Genomic DNA, 15,107 nt, shown 5'->3' on the forward strand with positions numbered 1-15,107 from the left:
AACAGGTTCACGGGATGCATCCCCCACTCAACATGGTCATTGTATCAAAGTATGAGCCGGATGAGAAGTCATCCGGTTTTTTTTGTCATCCGTTTTTTTTTTTTTGTTCGGTGTGCAGAGCAAAGCCGGGCGTTAGCGCTGCCTCGGCTTTGTCGTAATTTGCGATTATGCGCTCACTTTACGTATCCGCCGACGTGCCGTTACGGGGGCGTCGGGTTCGGATTCCTGGCGGGCACGGGACAGCCGGAACGACCATGCCGCCGTGCCTGCGGCAATGGCGACGCCGGCTGCGCTGATCCATGTGATGGACGACAGCGACGCCTGCTCCACGACCACACCGCCGACGCCCGCGCCGGCGGCCATTGCCAGCTGCAGAACGGAGGTGTTCAAGCTGAGCATAATGCCGGATGCGGCCGGCGCCAGCGTCAGTAAGTAATATTGCTGCGTCGGGCCGGAGGACCAGGCCGAGAATGCCCATAGCATCAGCAGCGGGACGATGGCGGCGGGCGTTGTCGCGAATAGCGACAGCACGACGAGCGCAGCGGCGTGAAGCAGCATGCCGCCGATTAGCGTGCGGCGCACGCCCCAGCGGTCCGTGCCGAAGCCTCCCAGCTTCGAGCCGAGCAGGCTGGCGATGCCGAAGGCGAACAAGCTGGCGCTTACGCCTTGCTCGCTCATCCCCGTAACCGTAAGCAGGAACGGTGAAATGTAAGTATAGGCGATGGCGTAGCCGCCGATCCAGAAAAACGTGACCAGCAGCGCGACGATAATATGCGTCTGCTTCAGCAGAGCGAGCTGGCTACGCAGCGGGACGGGCTCCTCTCCTTCGGTTCGCGGGATCGCGAAGCCGATCACGAACATGGCGGCAATGCCGAGCAGGCCGATTCCGCCGAAGATCAGCTTCCAGTCATAGGCGGAAGCAACGAGCCTTCCAATCGGCACGCCGACGATCAGCGAAGTGCTGAAGCCCATAACGAGCGTCGCAATGGCGCCGCCCTGCTTCCCGGGTTCCGCCAGCTTGGAGGCAACGGTCAGCGCGGTAACGACGAACACGCCGGTGCTCATCGCAAGAATGACTCGCGAGGCGATGAGGGAAGCAAATCCCGGAAGCATAAGCGCCGCCAGGTTGCCCGCTGCGAACAGGCCCAGCGCGTAGAGCAGCAGCTTGCGCCGCTCCAGGCGGGCGGTTAAAGCCATCAGAACGGGGGTCCCGAAGGCATAGGCGAGCGAAAATACCGTGATGAGCTGACCGGCTGCCGAGACCGACACGCCGATATCGTTCGCCACTTTATCCAGAATGCCGGCAATGACATATTCCGACGTGCCGACCAGAAAGCTGACGGCGGCCAGCATATAAATTTTCCAAGCGTTTGACATGATGCAAGCGCTCCTTTCTCCACTCCAAAATTTTATATTTCTAAAAATATAGAAATAATGATGAAAAAAAATTAGTTCAGCAAATACGGTGCATACTTTTGGGCCATTTCGCGGTTCACGCTGTAAAATATGTAAGTGCCGTCTTTGCGCAAATCCAGTAGGCCGCATTCCGTCAGTTGTTTCAGGTGGTGAGAGAGCGTCGATCCGGCGATGGATTCGAGCTTGCCCTGAATGTCGGAGCAGCACAAATTTCTCTCCTCTGTCAGCAGCATCGCAATTTTCAGCCGGGTCGGTTCTCCTAGCGCCTTATATATTTTGACAGCTTGCCGTACGTCTGCGTCATCCCGAACCATTGTCATCACCTAGCCATCGTCTTATTTCTATATTTATGGAAATAAACGATAACACATATGGATTTGATTGTAAAGCGGTAATTTTTCAAACGCATGCCTGTTATGCATATTCATGAAAAAGAAGGTAACATTAATCTGGAAACATTCTCTAGGTGAGGCAGGTGTTACGATTGAGTTCAACTCATCATCCGAAGCTGACTGCAGCCGAAATTGCAGGATTATGGACGCAGTACATGAATGAAACGGCGGGTCTGTGCATGAACAAGTTTATACTTCAAAACGTGGAGGATGCCGAGATCCGCGAGCTCTATGAATATGCGGTTCATTTGGGAGAGCGGCATATCGATACGATCCAATCTTTTTTCCAAAGCGAAAGTTATCCGCTGCCCGTAGGGTTTGCGCTGCAGGATGTGAGCACGAACGCCCCCAAAATGTTCACCGACCCGCTTGCGCTTCATTATTTGAACATCATGTCCATCCACGGTTGTCACGGATACAGCGGCGCCATCACGACGTCTTCGCGCAAGGATATACGAGCGTACTTCTCGGAGTGTCTCGCTTCATCGGTCAAATTATGCGACCGGTCCAAAGATTTGTTAATGAGCAAAGGAATTTACTTTCGTCCGCCAACCCTCACGCCGCCGGAACGGCCGGAGTTTGTGCAGAGCGAGGGCTTTGTGGTCGGATTGCTGAGTAAGAAGCGTCCGCTGTCCTGTGTTGAAATAACGGATATTTTGTTTAATTTGAAAAAAAGCATTTTAGCCAAAGCGGTGCTCGTTGCCTTCCACCAAGTAGCGAAAAGCTCTGCTGTGAAGCGATTTTTGGAGGACGCCATCAAGGTGAAGGAGAAGCATATTAATGTGTTTTCCAAGACGCTGGATGACGATCATTTGCCAGCGCCGCCCAGCCTCGAGTCGGAGGTTACGGATACGACGATTTCTCCGTTTCCAGATCAGCTGATGATGTTTCACGTCGGATTTTTGTTTTCGAGCGCGATGGTGTATTACGGCTCCGGTCTCGCTTCTTCCCCGCGAAAGGATCTCATCGCCCATTATACGATGGCGATCGGCGATGATATGAGAATCAGCGGCGAATGGTTGAAGGTGATGACCGACCGCGGCTGGATGGAACAGCCGCCGCTTGCGGAAAATCGGGAACGGCTGGCGATGGCGAGCAAGACGTAGCTCTGCAAGGCAGAGCCGCTGCTTAAGCGGCCTGCAGCCGGCGCCCTGCGGCGTCAAGTCAAGAGTCGATGGGCAAGCGGCAGCTCGCCAATGAAATAGGTACCACCGGACTCGTATGTTTCTCCGGCGGCAGCGGTGTGCTGATCGAATATTTGCGGATACAGCTTCTGCATCGTCGCATCCCGGTGCTGAAGCCATACGACGGAGCCGGTTCTTCTTCGTCCGGGTAGGCCGTACCGGAACGTCTTGGCGATGTCTTGCACGGTCATCGCCACCACCGTGTCCGGCTCGCCGTTCGTCCCTGAGGCGTTGTGAACGTAAGCGTAGCTTACGGATTGGTCGTTCTCCGTCAAGTCGGTCTTGCTGCCGTCCGTGGCGCTGGCTTCGTACGTCCTTCCCGAGCCGGTCACAAGCTTGCTCGCGAAAGTCCCGGCCGCCGGAAACATCATCCCGTATCCGGTATGAATGAAGACCGGCCGCAGCCACGTCACTTTAGTCTTCACGGATACGCCGCTTGCGCTGGCCGTATGCACGCAGTCGATTTCGGCGACCGGATTCGCCGGATCGTTCGGATGCCTGCCGATCATTTGCTGCACGATCGTGACCGCGCGAACGGGACGAAACGTCGTGTCGGGCGTCCAGCTGGAAATTTCCGTATCATCAAAATAGATGCGCTGCGACACACCCGTATAGACGGTGCCGACATTCACATGCTCGGGAAGCCAATGGTTGGCGAAACCGGAGCCGGCGGGAGAGACGTTCAGCGCAAACTCCTTGTTGCTCCACGAATGCAGAACATCGAACAGCTTGACCGGCTTGTTCGTTTGAATCGATGTCGAATCGTACAACAGCACCGTCCGGTAAGGCTGGTCTTTGGAAGCGTAATTCGCCGCGTTGCGAACCCATCCCCTCGACGTGCCCGCCCCGCCGGAAGGAGGATGCGCCGGGTCGTCCCCTTTGAATGTGGCTACAATCGTATGCGTACTGTCCGCAAGCCCCCTTGCGATCGGTCTGCAGCCGTAATTTCCGTGCAGCTCCGCTTGAGGAACTGCTTCGATATGCGTGCTGACCGTCACGGTCAGGATGCCGTCGACCGCAAACTCCCATATGCCGCCCCGGTTATCGGTATAATGCTGAAAGTCGAAGCCCGTGCCGGAAAATGCAAACGTGAATGTAGCGCCGACTTGCGTCGCATAATCGTTCGGCGGGAACTGGGTAACCCAGTTGCCTGTCTTTCCCGTATAATCCAGGGCATCTGCGACCGATAGCGCGGAACGGAGAAGGGAAACCGCGCCGTTTTGCAGCTTGATGAAATCGTCGTTCGGATCCTTGATGAAGGCGTAATGCGCGCAGCGCGCTCCTCTGAACGGGATAAGCACCTCGATCTGCCGGTTGCCGGCCACTTTGGCGTACAGCTGCGGCGCCGTCTCGCTGTGCTCGCGAAGCAGCTGCACGAAATCTACTTGCGGGCAGGGGGGCGAGGTGACCGGAAGCGGGTTATCCGGATTCGGCTCGTATGTGTTTCCGCTGACGGTAGCGCCGGACAACCCCGGGACCGAGCTGCCGCTCGAAGTGCCCAACGCCGTTCCGCAGACGAGCGCCGCGCCGGCCATGCCTGCGGAAGCAAGCAGCGCTCGCCTCGTCCATTTCTTATTCGGTATTTCCTCTTGACCGCCTTCCGTCTGCTCCTTGCCGCTGTGCGGTATCTTCTTCAATTCTGCCACGCTCCTTTTTCAATGACTGCGGCAGCCTTCTTAGCATTCCTAACGGCCGCCACGGATCGTTGCGATCGCTTCCGAAGCTAGAGACATCATACCACCCGATCCGCGCGAAATTCTTTATACAATCATCCGTTCCTTTTGTATTTGTCGTCTTCCATATCGGAGGTTCGCGTCATATCCGCAAGCGAATACGGTTTGCTTCCGGACGCCTTAGGGCAAAGCCGTCCGCAGCGAATCGCATAGCCCGATGGAGTCATTCTAATATCGGCGAATTCGCGATATGTTAAGAGAAGGCGGCCGCTGCCGGGAGTGGCGGCAATGGCAGGGGAAGGGGAGCGATGAGGGATGAATAAAAAGCTGGTTTACGCATGGGTGTTAGGTTTGCTGCTGTTGTTCGGCATGATGAACGAGGCTCACGCGCAGCAGTCGAAGCCTATTCGCGGAATCGCGGCAGCGGAGCATTCCGGCCATATGTCCTCCGGGACCCCCAGCGAAACTGCGGCTCCAAGCGTTACTGCCGTGCAGCGTGCGGCGGATTCGCCGGGCGCGCTTGCGGCTTATGTCGCGTCGCTGCTTGCCGTAGGGCTGGCCAGCTTGCTGATGACTTTAAAGGTAAGGCGCTCGGGAGCGATTCTGCCCGCGATGTCAGGCATGATGGCAGCCATGTCGATCGGGATGCTGGCGAGTCTGCTCATCGGCACGATCGCCGGAGTGATGATCGGGGAAATGCTCATTCCTACGGTCATTGCGGTGGCATGCGGCATGCTGGCGGGTTATTTCGCAGGCGGGCCGTTCGGATTACTGGCTTCGATGGACGGCATGCTGGCCGGTCTGATGGGCGGCCTGATGGGAGCGATGCTCGGGGTTATGGCGGCAGGCGAGCATCCGTTAGGGATGGTGTTATTCTTGGATCTTGTATTTTTCATTGTACTCATTCCGCTCTATGTTCTAGTGAATGAGGGAAGACGAGTCGGCGAAGCCGCCGATCTGGAGCTGGCGAACGAACCGGTGAAGATGGAACTCGCCGTTATGGAATCGGATTCCGTACGTTGAAGATTGAATGCCGCAATGCCTTCGCGACTCTGACAGGAGATGCGGAGGCATTTTTGTCGGTTCGACGGCCTCTTTGCGAAGCCTCTCGCTGCATGCAACTAGCGGCGCGGCCGACCGTGGCGTTCAGCCGTCGTCGTATCCGCAAAGTCCCCTTGACAGCGCTCCTGCCTCTGCGCTATAGTTTTGGTTGACATGAAAGTCAATGAAAGAAAGGTGATCCTGATTTGCCGCGAAACAAAGAGCAAAATGAACAAATCCGGCGTCAGCGCAAGGAAGCGATCATGAAGGGCGCGCTGAAGGTATATGTGGAGAAAGGGTATGCAGCCGCTGAAATCGGGGATGTTGCCGTCCAGGCGGGCGTAGCTAGAGGTCTTGTTTATTATTATTTCAAAGATAAGCTGACGCTATTTCGAGAGCTGTTTCTGTTCATGTTCGAAGCATCGAATCAGCACGTCCAGCGGCATTTCGAAAAAAAGCTTCCCGTTCTGGAGCTGTTGGAGGTCTTTGTCCGTTCGATGTACGACAATTTGCTGGCGCAGCCGGACAGTTTTTTGTTTTTTATGCGAATGCGCCACGATATGCATGTATTGTTCACCGGGGAAGAGCTGAACGAGTGGAAATGGCACCGCGACAACCTGAACCGGATCCGCGAGACGCTGCAAAATGGGATGGAAGCCGGTGAGATTCGTCCGATGTCTCCGCAACTGATGGCGACGCAATACTGGGGAGCCATGATGCACGGTTTGATGCATTTGCGGCAGCTGCATCTGGAGCTTCAAGCGCAAGGGACGAGCCGGCAGGACATGGAGCGCATGTTCCATCGCGATATGGAGGATGCCGTTGCTTCCTGTATCGCTCTTGTCGCTCCGTCCCGCGATCGACAAGGGAATGGAGAGGATAACGTATGATCAAACTTTTTCGCTTTTTGCAGCCGTACCGGTGGGCGATTGCCCTGGTGCTGCTGCTTATTTTCCTCCAATCGATATCTGATCTGTACTTGCCGACGCTCATGGCGGATATCGTCAATCAAGGGATCGCAACCGGCGATGTGAGCCACATCTGGCGCATCGGCGGGCTGATGCTGCTCGTAACGGCGCTAAGCGGAGGGTTCTCCGTCTGGGCGAGCTACCATTCGTCGAAAATTTCCGCAGGCTTCGGCCGCATCGTCCGCGGCCAAACGTTCGCGCAGGCCGAGAGCTTTTCGCTGCAGGAATTCGACAAGCTCGGTACGGCTTCCCTCATTACCCGCACGACGAATGACATTACCCAGGTTCAGCAAGTATTGCTGATGATGATGCGAATGATGGTATCGGCGCCGATGATGTGTATCGGCGGCATTATTATGGCCTTCTCGAAAGACCCGAAGCTGTCGCTTGTGATCGTTGGCGTCATGCCGGTTCTGGCCTTGACAATCTACTTGATCGCCAGGAAGGGCATACCGCTGTTCAAATCGATCCAGTTCAAGATCGACAAGCTGAATCTCGTGCTGCGCGAACATTTGACCGGCGTTCGCGTCATCCGGGCGTTCAACCGGACGGAGCATGAGAAGCAGCGATTCGATGCGGCGAATCTCGATTTGACTGAAACGGCTGTGAAAGTGAACAAAATTATGGCGGCCATGATGCCGATGATGATGCTCATCATGAACTTTACGTCGATCGCGATCATCTGGTTCGGAGGCCAGCGCATCAGCGCCGGCGGCATGCAGGTGGGCGATTTGATGGCATTTTTGCAATACGCCATGCAGATCATGTTCTCGCTCATTATGGTGTCGATGATGTTCGTCATGGTACCGCGGGCATCGGCATCCGCCGCGCGGATCAATGAAGTGCTGGATACCGTGCCGGTTATCAAGGATCGGCCTTCGGCGAGCGCTTCGGTGCGCCGCGGCGGCCATGTCGTCTTCGACCGCGTCACGTTCAGCTATCCCGGTGCGGAGAAGCCGGCGCTTTCGAACATCTCGTTCGAAGCGAAGCCGGGCGAGACAACGGCGATCATCGGCGGCACGGGTTCGGGCAAAACGACGCTGGCCCATCTGATCGCCCGATTTTACGATATCGACAACGGGCGCATTACGTTTGGCGGCGTCGATGTTCGCGAAGTGACGCAGGAAGCGCTGCGCTCGAGGATCGGATTCGTCCCGCAGAAGGCGGTGCTGTTCTCGGGGTCGATTCGCGATAACATCGCCTACGGCAAAGAAGACGCCTCGGAGGAAGAGATCCGGCATGCCGCGGAAATTGCCCAGGCCGCGTCGTTTATCGAGGAGAAGCCGGAAGGCTACGATGCGGTCATCTCGCAAGGGGGCTCGAATTTGTCGGGAGGCCAGAAGCAGCGGCTTTCCATCGCAAGGGCGTTGGTCCGAAGACCGGACCTGTACGTGTTCGACGATAGCTTCTCGGCGCTCGACTACAAGACCGACGCGAAGCTGCGAGCCGCGCTCGCCGGGGAGACGGCCGATGACGCGGTCATCATCGTCGCGCAGCGGGTCAGCACAATCATGCAGGCGGACCGCATCATCGTGCTGGACGAAGGCACCATAGCCGGCATCGGCAATCACGAACAGTTGATGGAGACCTGTAGAGTATACCGGGAAATTGTGTCCTCACAGCTGGCGGAGGAGGAAATCGCATGAGTATGCAAAATCAACAGAGAGGCCAGGCAAGCCGGCCGATGGGCGGACCGATGGGTGGACCCGGACGCGGACCGATGGGAGGCGGGTTCGGTATGCCGGGACAAAAGGCGAAGGATGCAAAGCGTTCGTTTCGCAGGCTGCTCGGCTATTTGAAGCCGTTTCGCCCACAGTTGATCGCGGTGCTGATTACGGCCGTATTAAGCACCGTATTCAGCATCGTCAGCCCGAAAATTATGGGGCAGGCGACCACCGTCATGTTCGAAGGCCTGATGGCCAAATTCGGCGGCGACGCGCATGCAGCTATCGACTTCGCACGTATTTTCGATATCGTGCTGGTCTTGATCGTGTTGTATTTATTCAGTTCGCTCTTCGCATATATCCAGCAGTATTTGATGGCGGGCGTCGCCCAGCGGACGGTGTACGGGCTTCGCAAAGACGTCAATGAGAAATTGACGCGCTTGCCGCTCAAATATTACGATTCGAAGACGCATGGCGAAATCATGAGCCGGGTCGTGAACGATATGGAAAACATTAGCGGTACGCTGCAGCAGAGCTTGACGCAGATGATCACCGGGGTCATTACGCTGATCGGCATCATCGTTATGATGCTGACCATCAGCCCGCTGCTGACGATCATACTCGTGCTGACACTGCCGCTAAGCTTCGTCGTCATCAAAGCGATTGCTTCCCGCTCGCAGCCGCATTTCGCGGGACAGCAAAAAGCGCTCGGCGAGCTGAACGGCCATGTGGAAGAAATGTATACGGGCCATAAGATCGTCAAGGCGTTCGGTCACGAACGGAAGTCCATTGAAACGTTCGATTCGATCAACGACCGGCTGTACGAATCGGGATGGCGGTCGCAGTTCATCAGCGGGATTATGATGCCCCTGATGACGGTCATCAACAATATCGGGTACGTGCTGATTTGCATTGTCGGCGGGGTGCTGGTGACGCAGCGCGCGATTGCGATCGGGGACATTCAGGCGTTCATTCAATACGCGCGCCAGTTCTCGATGCCGATCGTCCAGACCGCCAATATTGCGAATGTCATCCAATCGACGCTGGCGTCGGCCGAGCGCGTATTCGAGATATTGGACGAAGCCGAAGAAGTGCCGGAAGCGGCCGAAGGAGTGATGCTGCAGGAGCCGCGCGGCGATGTGCGCTTCGAGAACGTCAGCTTCGGCTACAACGAAGGCGCGGCGCTGATCGAAGGGATGAACATCGATGTGAAGCAGGGGCAGACCGTCGCGATTGTCGGGCCGACCGGCGCCGGCAAGACGACGCTGATCAACTTGCTGATGCGTTTCTATGAGATCGGCGAAGGCGCGATTACGATCGACGGCTGTCCGATCGCCGACATGAAGCGGGAGCATCTGCGCCGCCTGTTCGGTATGGTGCTGCAGGATACGTGGCTGTTCAACGGTACGATTCGCGACAATATCGCATACGGACGCATCGGAGCAGTCGAAGATGAGGTGATTGCGGCGGCTCAGGCGGCCCAGGCCGATCATTTCATCCGCACGCTGCCGGATGGGTATGATACCGTACTGAACGAGGAAGCGTCCAACATCTCGCAAGGCCAGAAGCAGCTGCTCACGATCGCCCGCGCAATTCTGGCGGACCCGGCGATTCTTATTCTCGACGAAGCGACAAGCAGCGTCGACACGCGCACGGAAATTTATATCCAGAAGGCGATGCACGAGCTGATGAAAGGGCGCACGAGCTTCGTGATCGCGCACCGGCTGTCGACGATTCGCGATGCCGACCTGATTCTCGTCATGAACCACGGTAATGTGATTGAGCAAGGAACGCATGAAGAACTTCTGGCGAAGGGCGGCTTCTACGCCGAGCTGTACAACAGCCAATTCGCCGAAGGGACGGTCGCTTAAACGAAGCGACCGAAATCGACAACGGCTCTGTCCCTAAGGAACAGAGCCGTTGCTGCGTTTGTAAGTCGTAACTCCATTGCAAACCGTCTTATTGCTTGCTCTCCGTATAAATTTGGAAGGTAACGCCGAACTTGTCCGTTACAATCCCGTAGGCCGGACTGAAATGCGTCTCTTGCAAAGGCATGCTGACTTGGCCGCCTTGCTGCAGCGCTTCAAAAAATCGTCTCGACTGGTCTGCGTCGTCGGTCGAGACACAAATGGTCACTTGATTTCCGATATGATGGGGCTGCCCCGGGAACATATCCGAGAACATGAGGTCCGTTTCGCCGACTTTTAGCATGGCATGTGCAACAAGCCCTTTTGCTTCCGCGGGTAACGGAAATTCCGGATTGGCCGGCATCTCACCGAACGTTTGCTGAAAGAGGAGTTTGGCGTCCAGCGCTTTTTCATAAAATTGAATCGCTTCCGTGGCATTGCCATTCATCATCAAATAAGGTATTAACCGCAAACTCATGTAGTCAGCTCCTTCGATTATTTACATCCATGGTTCATTATATCCATCGTTCTATTATATAAAACAAAACATATGTTCGCAAGTATGCGTCATGCGACAATGGGGCATTCTATACGGGGAGAAAAAGGAAGGTTAGCCAATGTAACGACTGACCATTCCCCAATGTCCACTCGCCGACGAAATCGTCAACAACGTCAAGCAGGCCGTATCGAACGTTTCCGGAGTGAAAGAAGCCGATGTCGGCTTGTATGGGAGCCGAAATGGACGCCGGCCAAAATGAACGACCAGGCAAGGGAAGAAAATAGAGCCCGGCAGACATTGGTGCCCTGACATTCTGCCGCGTCCGTCCGCTGAAAATCGCTTACGATCCGACGTAACACAGTTAGTTTAGTTGTAAATTTTTTGTTGCAGTCGTATGAAGAAGAAGTTATAATTGGAAAAACGATACAATGTAAGCGTTCACAAGGGCAGAGACCAGGAGAAACCCGAGTGCAACACATTTCTTTTTCACATGGAGGAAAAGAGGTGGTTGCCGCTCGGTTTTTTTATTTTTGAAAGGGGGGATGGACTCGATCTCAGAGAACACATCGGTTTCATCGTTTATCCATATCGAAGCCTAGGGAGATGAAAGACAATGGTCTTTTCCAATGCCAGATCCATCATTGTAACCGTTCTCATCGCATGCTTGCTGCTCTTTACGGCGTGTGGCGCGCCTGCGGCTCCTTCCGCCGGAGGGAATACGCCGGGCGGAGATACCGCGCCGAAATCGAACAAGCCGATCGAACTGTCGTTCTACTTCCCGGTGGCGGTCGGCGGGCCGTTAACGAAAATATTCGACAGTTTGGCTGAGCAGTTCAACAAGGAGAATAAAGACGGGATTACGGTCAAGCCGATTTATACCGGCAGCAACCAGGATACGCTGATCAAGGCGCAAACGGCCGTCATGGGGGGCACGCCGCCCGATCTGATGCTGGTCTCCTCGACCGATTTGTTCACCTTGCTCGATATGGACGCGATCATTCCACTGAACGATTTGATCGCCAAGGATGGCGGAGACGCCTATATTAAAGACTTTTACGAAGGCTTTTTGGCCAATGCGCAGACCGGCGGCAAAACCTACAGCATTCCGTTCCAGCGCAGCACGATCATCTTGTACTACAATAAAGACGCGTTCAAAGAGGTCGGTCTCGATCCGAACAAACCGCCGCAAAACTATCAGGAGCTGACGGAATATGCCAAGAAGCTGACGAAGCCCGGCCGCTGGGGTATTGAAATATCGTCGACCGAGTATATCGGCTGGATGTTCCAGGCGCTCGCCCTGCAAAACGGCAAAAACCTGATGGACCAGGACGGCAAAAAAGTATTTTTCAATACGCCGGAAAATGTGAAAGCGCTGCAATTCTGGATCGATTTGATCAAGAAGGAAAAAGTAATGCCGGAAGGCGCCACGAACTGGGCGACGATTCCGTCCGATTTCATGAGCGGCAAAACGGCGATGATGTATCACACGACAGGCAATCTCGGCGCGGTCAAGAACGGCGCGAAGTTCGAATTCGGTACGGCGTTCCTCCCGGCCGGCAAAAATTTCGGCACGCCTGTAGGCGGCGCGAACCTGTACATCTTTAAAGGCATTGCCAAAGAACGTCAGGAAGCGTCATGGAAGTATATCCGCTGGCTGACGCAGCCGGAACGGCTTGCCCAGTTCAGCATCGACACGGGCTATGTCGCGCCGACGAGAAGCTCGAACGAGACGGAGATCATGAAGAAGTATATCGCATCGTTCCCGCAAGCCGTAACGGCGCGCGACCAGCTGAAATATGCTTCTGCCTCGTTCTCTACGCATAACTCCGGGGAAGTCGGGAAAATATGGAACGATAATTTGCAATCCGCCATTACGGGGACCGCTACGGCGGCAGAAGCGCTCAAGAAGGCGCAGGAAGCGGCCGAGAAGGTACTCGCTCCTTTCAACAAATAACGAACGGTCACAAGCGAATGGGGGAGTGTTCAATGGAGAAGCGGTTGATGGCCAGAAGACTGCGAGAAAACGGGCAAGCGTGGCTGCTTCTCCTTCCTACTTTCGTCTTCCTTACGATGTTTACGTTTTACCCGCTGTTCAAGACGGTATACACCAGCTTCTTCATGAAGAAGCTGGCAATCCGTGTTCCGCAATTTGTCGGCTGGGGAAACTATCAGAAGCTGTGGGAAGACGAAAAGTTTTGGAAGGTGCTTGGCAATACGATTATTTTTGTGGTGGGAACCGTGCCCGTCGCGATGGCGATTGCCATGGCGATGGCTTTGTTCGTTAACCGGGCGATTCGGGGCGGCGGGTTCATGCGCACGTTTTATTTTTACCCGACGGTTATTCCGGCTGTTGCGATCGCCAACATTTGGCTGTTTATTTATACGCCGAAATACGGGATCTTGAACAGTATTCTCGAATGGTTCCACATTCCGTCGGTGAACTGGCTGGGCAGCGTCGATACGGTGCTTGGAGCCACCATCGTCATGGCGGTGTGGAAGGAAGCCGGCTTTTTGATGGTATTTTACTTGGCGGGGCTGCAGAACATTCCGAAAGATTTGTACGAAGCGGCGGAAGTGGACGGGGGCAGACCGTGGTTCGTATTTTGGAAAATTACGTTCCCGCTGCTTATGCCCAGCACCTTGTTTATTTTCATTATCGCCACGACCGGCACGTTTAAGCTGGTGGATCATTTGCCGGTAATGACCGGCGGGGGACCCGACAATGCGAGCAATTTGCTGCTGTTCCATATTTACGAGACGGCATTCAAGTTCTGGGATGAAGGGATGGCGGCGACGCTCACCGTGGTGCTCATCGTGCTGCTGCTGATCGTTTCCTGCGTTCAATTTTTCGGATTGGACAAAAAAATTCATTACAGTTAGGATGATTGGAATGCGCTACCTGAAATACGGCTTAATGTACCTGCTGGCTGCCATTTGGATCATCCCATTAGCTTGGACCGTATTAACCTCGTTTCGGCCCCGCGATATGATCGTGGGCTCCGGGTGGACGCTGCAGTTTACATTCGACAATTATATACGGGCGTGGGACGCTGCTCCTTTCGGCCAATATTATATTAATACGATTGAGATCGTGATCGGCATTTTGGCCGTTCAGCTGGTGACCGTCATTCTGGCGGCATACGCGTTTGCACGGTTGAGATTTTGGGGTAAGGACGCGCTTCTGATGCTGGTCATGATGCAGATTATGGTTCCTCCGGATATTCTGATCGTGCAAAACTATCAAGTGCTCAAGAGCTTGCAGCTGATCGACACGAAGCTCGGCATCATGATACCTTATTTTGCGTCCGCCTTCGGGACGTTTCTGCTCAGGCAAACGTTCAAGTCGGTGCCGTACGAGCTGGAGGAAGCGGCGCGAATGGACGGCTGCAACGTGCTCCAGATTATAGTGAAGGTGTACGCGCCGCTGGCCATTCCGTCGATCATTTCCTTCGGCATCGTCTCGATCAGTCATCACTGGAACGCGTTCCTGTGGCCGCTCATCGTTACGAACTCGCCGGAAAATCGGCCGCTCACGGTAGGACTGGCCATCTTCGCCCACGCCTCCGAGACCGGCGCCCAGTTTGCAGAGGTGACGGCGGCGACGTTAATTATCGCGATCCCGCTGCTGGTCGGGTTTTTCACCTTTCAGAAGGGATTCATCAACAGCTTCATGCATTCCGGCGTCAAATAATTACCGTTTGCTGCTGCTAAACGGTAGTCGATAGGCAACAAGCAATATAGCAATCCTTAAGAAATCCGCGTGTCGTCCCTGTGCTATATTGAAGATGTAAAGAAATTATCGGTAAGCGAAGGGAGCTGTATCAAGAAGATGGCACTGACAGCGGACAAAATTTTTGTGAATTTGCCGGTTGCGAACCTGCAGCGGTCGATTGATTTTTTCTCGAAGGTAGGGTTTGAATTTAACGCCCAGTTCACGGACGACAATGCAACAAGCATGGTGATCAGCGAACATATTTATGTGATGCTGCTCGTCGAAGATTTCTTTCGGACGTTTACGAAGAAAGATATCGCCAACGCGCATAAAACGACGGAAGCGATCGTCGCCTTGTCGGCGGAAAGCAGGGAGCAGGTTGACGAGATTGTGGACAAGGCGCTGGCCGCCGGAGCAAGCGTCTCCAATGAACCTGCAGATCACGGCTTTATGTATACGAGAAGCTTCGAGGATCTCGACGGACATTTGTGGGAGATCATGTACATGGACCCGTCGTTCGTCATGCAACAATAAACTTGGGAAGCAGCGCGCGCGCCGAACAAGCGTCTCGCCGCCATACATCCAAACCCAACACCGTCCAAGCTACAGTGGGCGGTGTTTTTGTATTGCTTACATACATTTCCAACTTAA

General features: G+C 54.8%; 13 protein-coding genes. 9 read left to right on the forward strand and 4 right to left on the reverse strand.

The window, feature by feature from the left end; translation table 11 throughout:
* Window positions 1-165 precede the first annotated feature (165 nt).
* The gene (locus KXG62_RS00980) at window positions 166-1,377 is read right to left on the reverse strand and encodes an MFS transporter (protein ID WP_218090030.1); all 1,212 of its coding nucleotides are present in this window, start codon (window positions 1,375-1,377) and stop codon (window positions 166-168) included.
* Window positions 1,378-1,448: 71 nt separating this feature from the next.
* Window positions 1,449-1,730: an ArsR/SmtB family transcription factor gene (locus KXG62_RS00985; protein WP_218090292.1), complete on the reverse strand. Its 282-nt coding sequence runs from the start codon at window positions 1,728-1,730 to the stop codon at window positions 1,449-1,451.
* A gap of 170 nt (window positions 1,731-1,900) precedes the next feature.
* Here KXG62_RS00985 and KXG62_RS00990 point away from each other — a divergent pair, with 170 nt between their 5' ends.
* The gene (locus KXG62_RS00990) at window positions 1,901-2,914 is read left to right on the forward strand and encodes a DUF3231 family protein (protein ID WP_218090031.1); all 1,014 of its coding nucleotides are present in this window, start codon (window positions 1,901-1,903) and stop codon (window positions 2,912-2,914) included.
* 53 nt (window positions 2,915-2,967) lie between these two features.
* On the opposite strand, the gene KXG62_RS00995 is transcribed toward KXG62_RS00990, so the two are convergent.
* Window positions 2,968-4,629: a hypothetical protein gene (locus tag KXG62_RS00995; RefSeq protein ID WP_218090032.1), complete on the reverse strand. Its 1,662-nt coding sequence runs from the start codon at window positions 4,627-4,629 to the stop codon at window positions 2,968-2,970.
* A 351-nt stretch (window positions 4,630-4,980) separates the two neighbouring features.
* Between KXG62_RS00995 and KXG62_RS01000 the strand changes: the two genes are divergently transcribed.
* From KXG62_RS01000 to KXG62_RS01015, 4 genes are all read left to right on the forward strand, one after another.
* Window positions 4,981-5,688, forward strand: coding sequence for a hypothetical protein (locus KXG62_RS01000; RefSeq protein WP_218090033.1), 708 nt, complete (start codon window positions 4,981-4,983; stop codon window positions 5,686-5,688).
* 224 nt (window positions 5,689-5,912) lie between these two features.
* Window positions 5,913-6,596, forward strand: a complete 684-nt coding sequence (locus KXG62_RS01005; protein ID WP_218090034.1) for a TetR/AcrR family transcriptional regulator — start codon at window positions 5,913-5,915, stop codon at window positions 6,594-6,596.
* A complete protein-coding gene (locus KXG62_RS01010) occupies window positions 6,593-8,320 on the forward strand; it encodes an ABC transporter ATP-binding protein (protein ID WP_218090035.1) in 1,728 nt (575 codons plus the stop codon). Before KXG62_RS01005 ends, KXG62_RS01010 begins: the two co-directional genes overlap by 4 nt.
* A 2-nt stretch (window positions 8,321-8,322) precedes the next feature.
* Window positions 8,323-10,209, forward strand: coding sequence for an ABC transporter ATP-binding protein (locus KXG62_RS01015; RefSeq protein WP_218090293.1), 1,887 nt, complete (start codon window positions 8,323-8,325; stop codon window positions 10,207-10,209).
* Window positions 10,210-10,297: 88 nt separating this feature from the next.
* Here KXG62_RS01015 and KXG62_RS01020 read toward each other — a convergent pair whose 3' ends face one another.
* Window positions 10,298-10,723, reverse strand: a complete 426-nt coding sequence (locus KXG62_RS01020; protein WP_218090036.1) for a VOC family protein — start codon at window positions 10,721-10,723, stop codon at window positions 10,298-10,300.
* Window positions 10,724-11,357: 634 nt separating this feature from the next.
* On the opposite strand from KXG62_RS01020, the gene KXG62_RS01025 reads away from it, so the two are divergent.
* The 4 genes from KXG62_RS01025 (at window position 11,358) to KXG62_RS01040 (ending at window position 14,990) form a co-directional block, all read left to right on the forward strand.
* Window positions 11,358-12,698, forward strand: a complete 1,341-nt coding sequence (locus tag KXG62_RS01025) for an ABC transporter substrate-binding protein (RefSeq protein WP_218090037.1) — start codon at window positions 11,358-11,360, stop codon at window positions 12,696-12,698.
* A 32-nt stretch (window positions 12,699-12,730) separates the two neighbouring features.
* Entirely contained in the window at window positions 12,731-13,624 is an 894-nt protein-coding gene (locus KXG62_RS01030; protein WP_246627241.1) for a carbohydrate ABC transporter permease, read from the forward strand.
* Between the two features lie 10 nt (window positions 13,625-13,634).
* The gene (locus KXG62_RS01035; RefSeq protein ID WP_218090038.1) at window positions 13,635-14,435 is read left to right on the forward strand and encodes a carbohydrate ABC transporter permease; all 801 of its coding nucleotides are present in this window, start codon (window positions 13,635-13,637) and stop codon (window positions 14,433-14,435) included.
* 138 nt (window positions 14,436-14,573) lie between these two features.
* Complete coding sequence (locus tag KXG62_RS01040; protein ID WP_218090039.1) at window positions 14,574-14,990, forward strand: VOC family protein; 417 nt, start codon at window positions 14,574-14,576, stop codon at window positions 14,988-14,990.
* Window positions 14,991-15,107 lie beyond the last annotated feature (117 nt).

The organism is Paenibacillus solanacearum (assembly GCF_910593845.1).
Taxonomy (GTDB): domain Bacteria; phylum Bacillota; class Bacilli; order Paenibacillales; family NBRC-103111; genus Paenibacillus_G; species Paenibacillus_G solanacearum.

Excerpts from the sequence above, each read along its gene's own strand:
- KXG62_RS00980 (WP_218090030.1), bottom strand. The coding sequence starts at position 1,377 with ATGTCAAACGCTTGGAAAATTTATATGCTGGCCGCCGTCAGCTTTCTG.
- KXG62_RS00985 (WP_218090292.1), bottom strand. The coding sequence starts at position 1,730 with ATGGTTCGGGATGACGCAGACGTACGGCAAGCTGTCAAAATATATAAG.
- KXG62_RS01000 (WP_218090033.1), top strand. The coding sequence starts at position 4,981 with ATGAATAAAAAGCTGGTTTACGCATGGGTGTTAGGTTTGCTGCTGTTG.
- KXG62_RS01010 (WP_218090035.1), top strand. The coding sequence starts at position 6,593 with ATGATCAAACTTTTTCGCTTTTTGCAGCCGTACCGGTGGGCGATTGCC.
- KXG62_RS01015 (WP_218090293.1), top strand. The coding sequence starts at position 8,323 with ATGCAAAATCAACAGAGAGGCCAGGCAAGCCGGCCGATGGGCGGACCG.
- KXG62_RS01020 (WP_218090036.1), bottom strand. The coding sequence starts at position 10,723 with ATGAGTTTGCGGTTAATACCTTATTTGATGATGAATGGCAATGCCACG.
- KXG62_RS01025 (WP_218090037.1), top strand. The coding sequence starts at position 11,358 with ATGGTCTTTTCCAATGCCAGATCCATCATTGTAACCGTTCTCATCGCA.
- KXG62_RS01030 (WP_246627241.1), top strand. The coding sequence starts at position 12,731 with ATGGAGAAGCGGTTGATGGCCAGAAGACTGCGAGAAAACGGGCAAGCG.
- KXG62_RS01035 (WP_218090038.1), top strand. The coding sequence starts at position 13,635 with ATGCGCTACCTGAAATACGGCTTAATGTACCTGCTGGCTGCCATTTGG.
- KXG62_RS01040 (WP_218090039.1), top strand. The coding sequence starts at position 14,574 with ATGGCACTGACAGCGGACAAAATTTTTGTGAATTTGCCGGTTGCGAAC.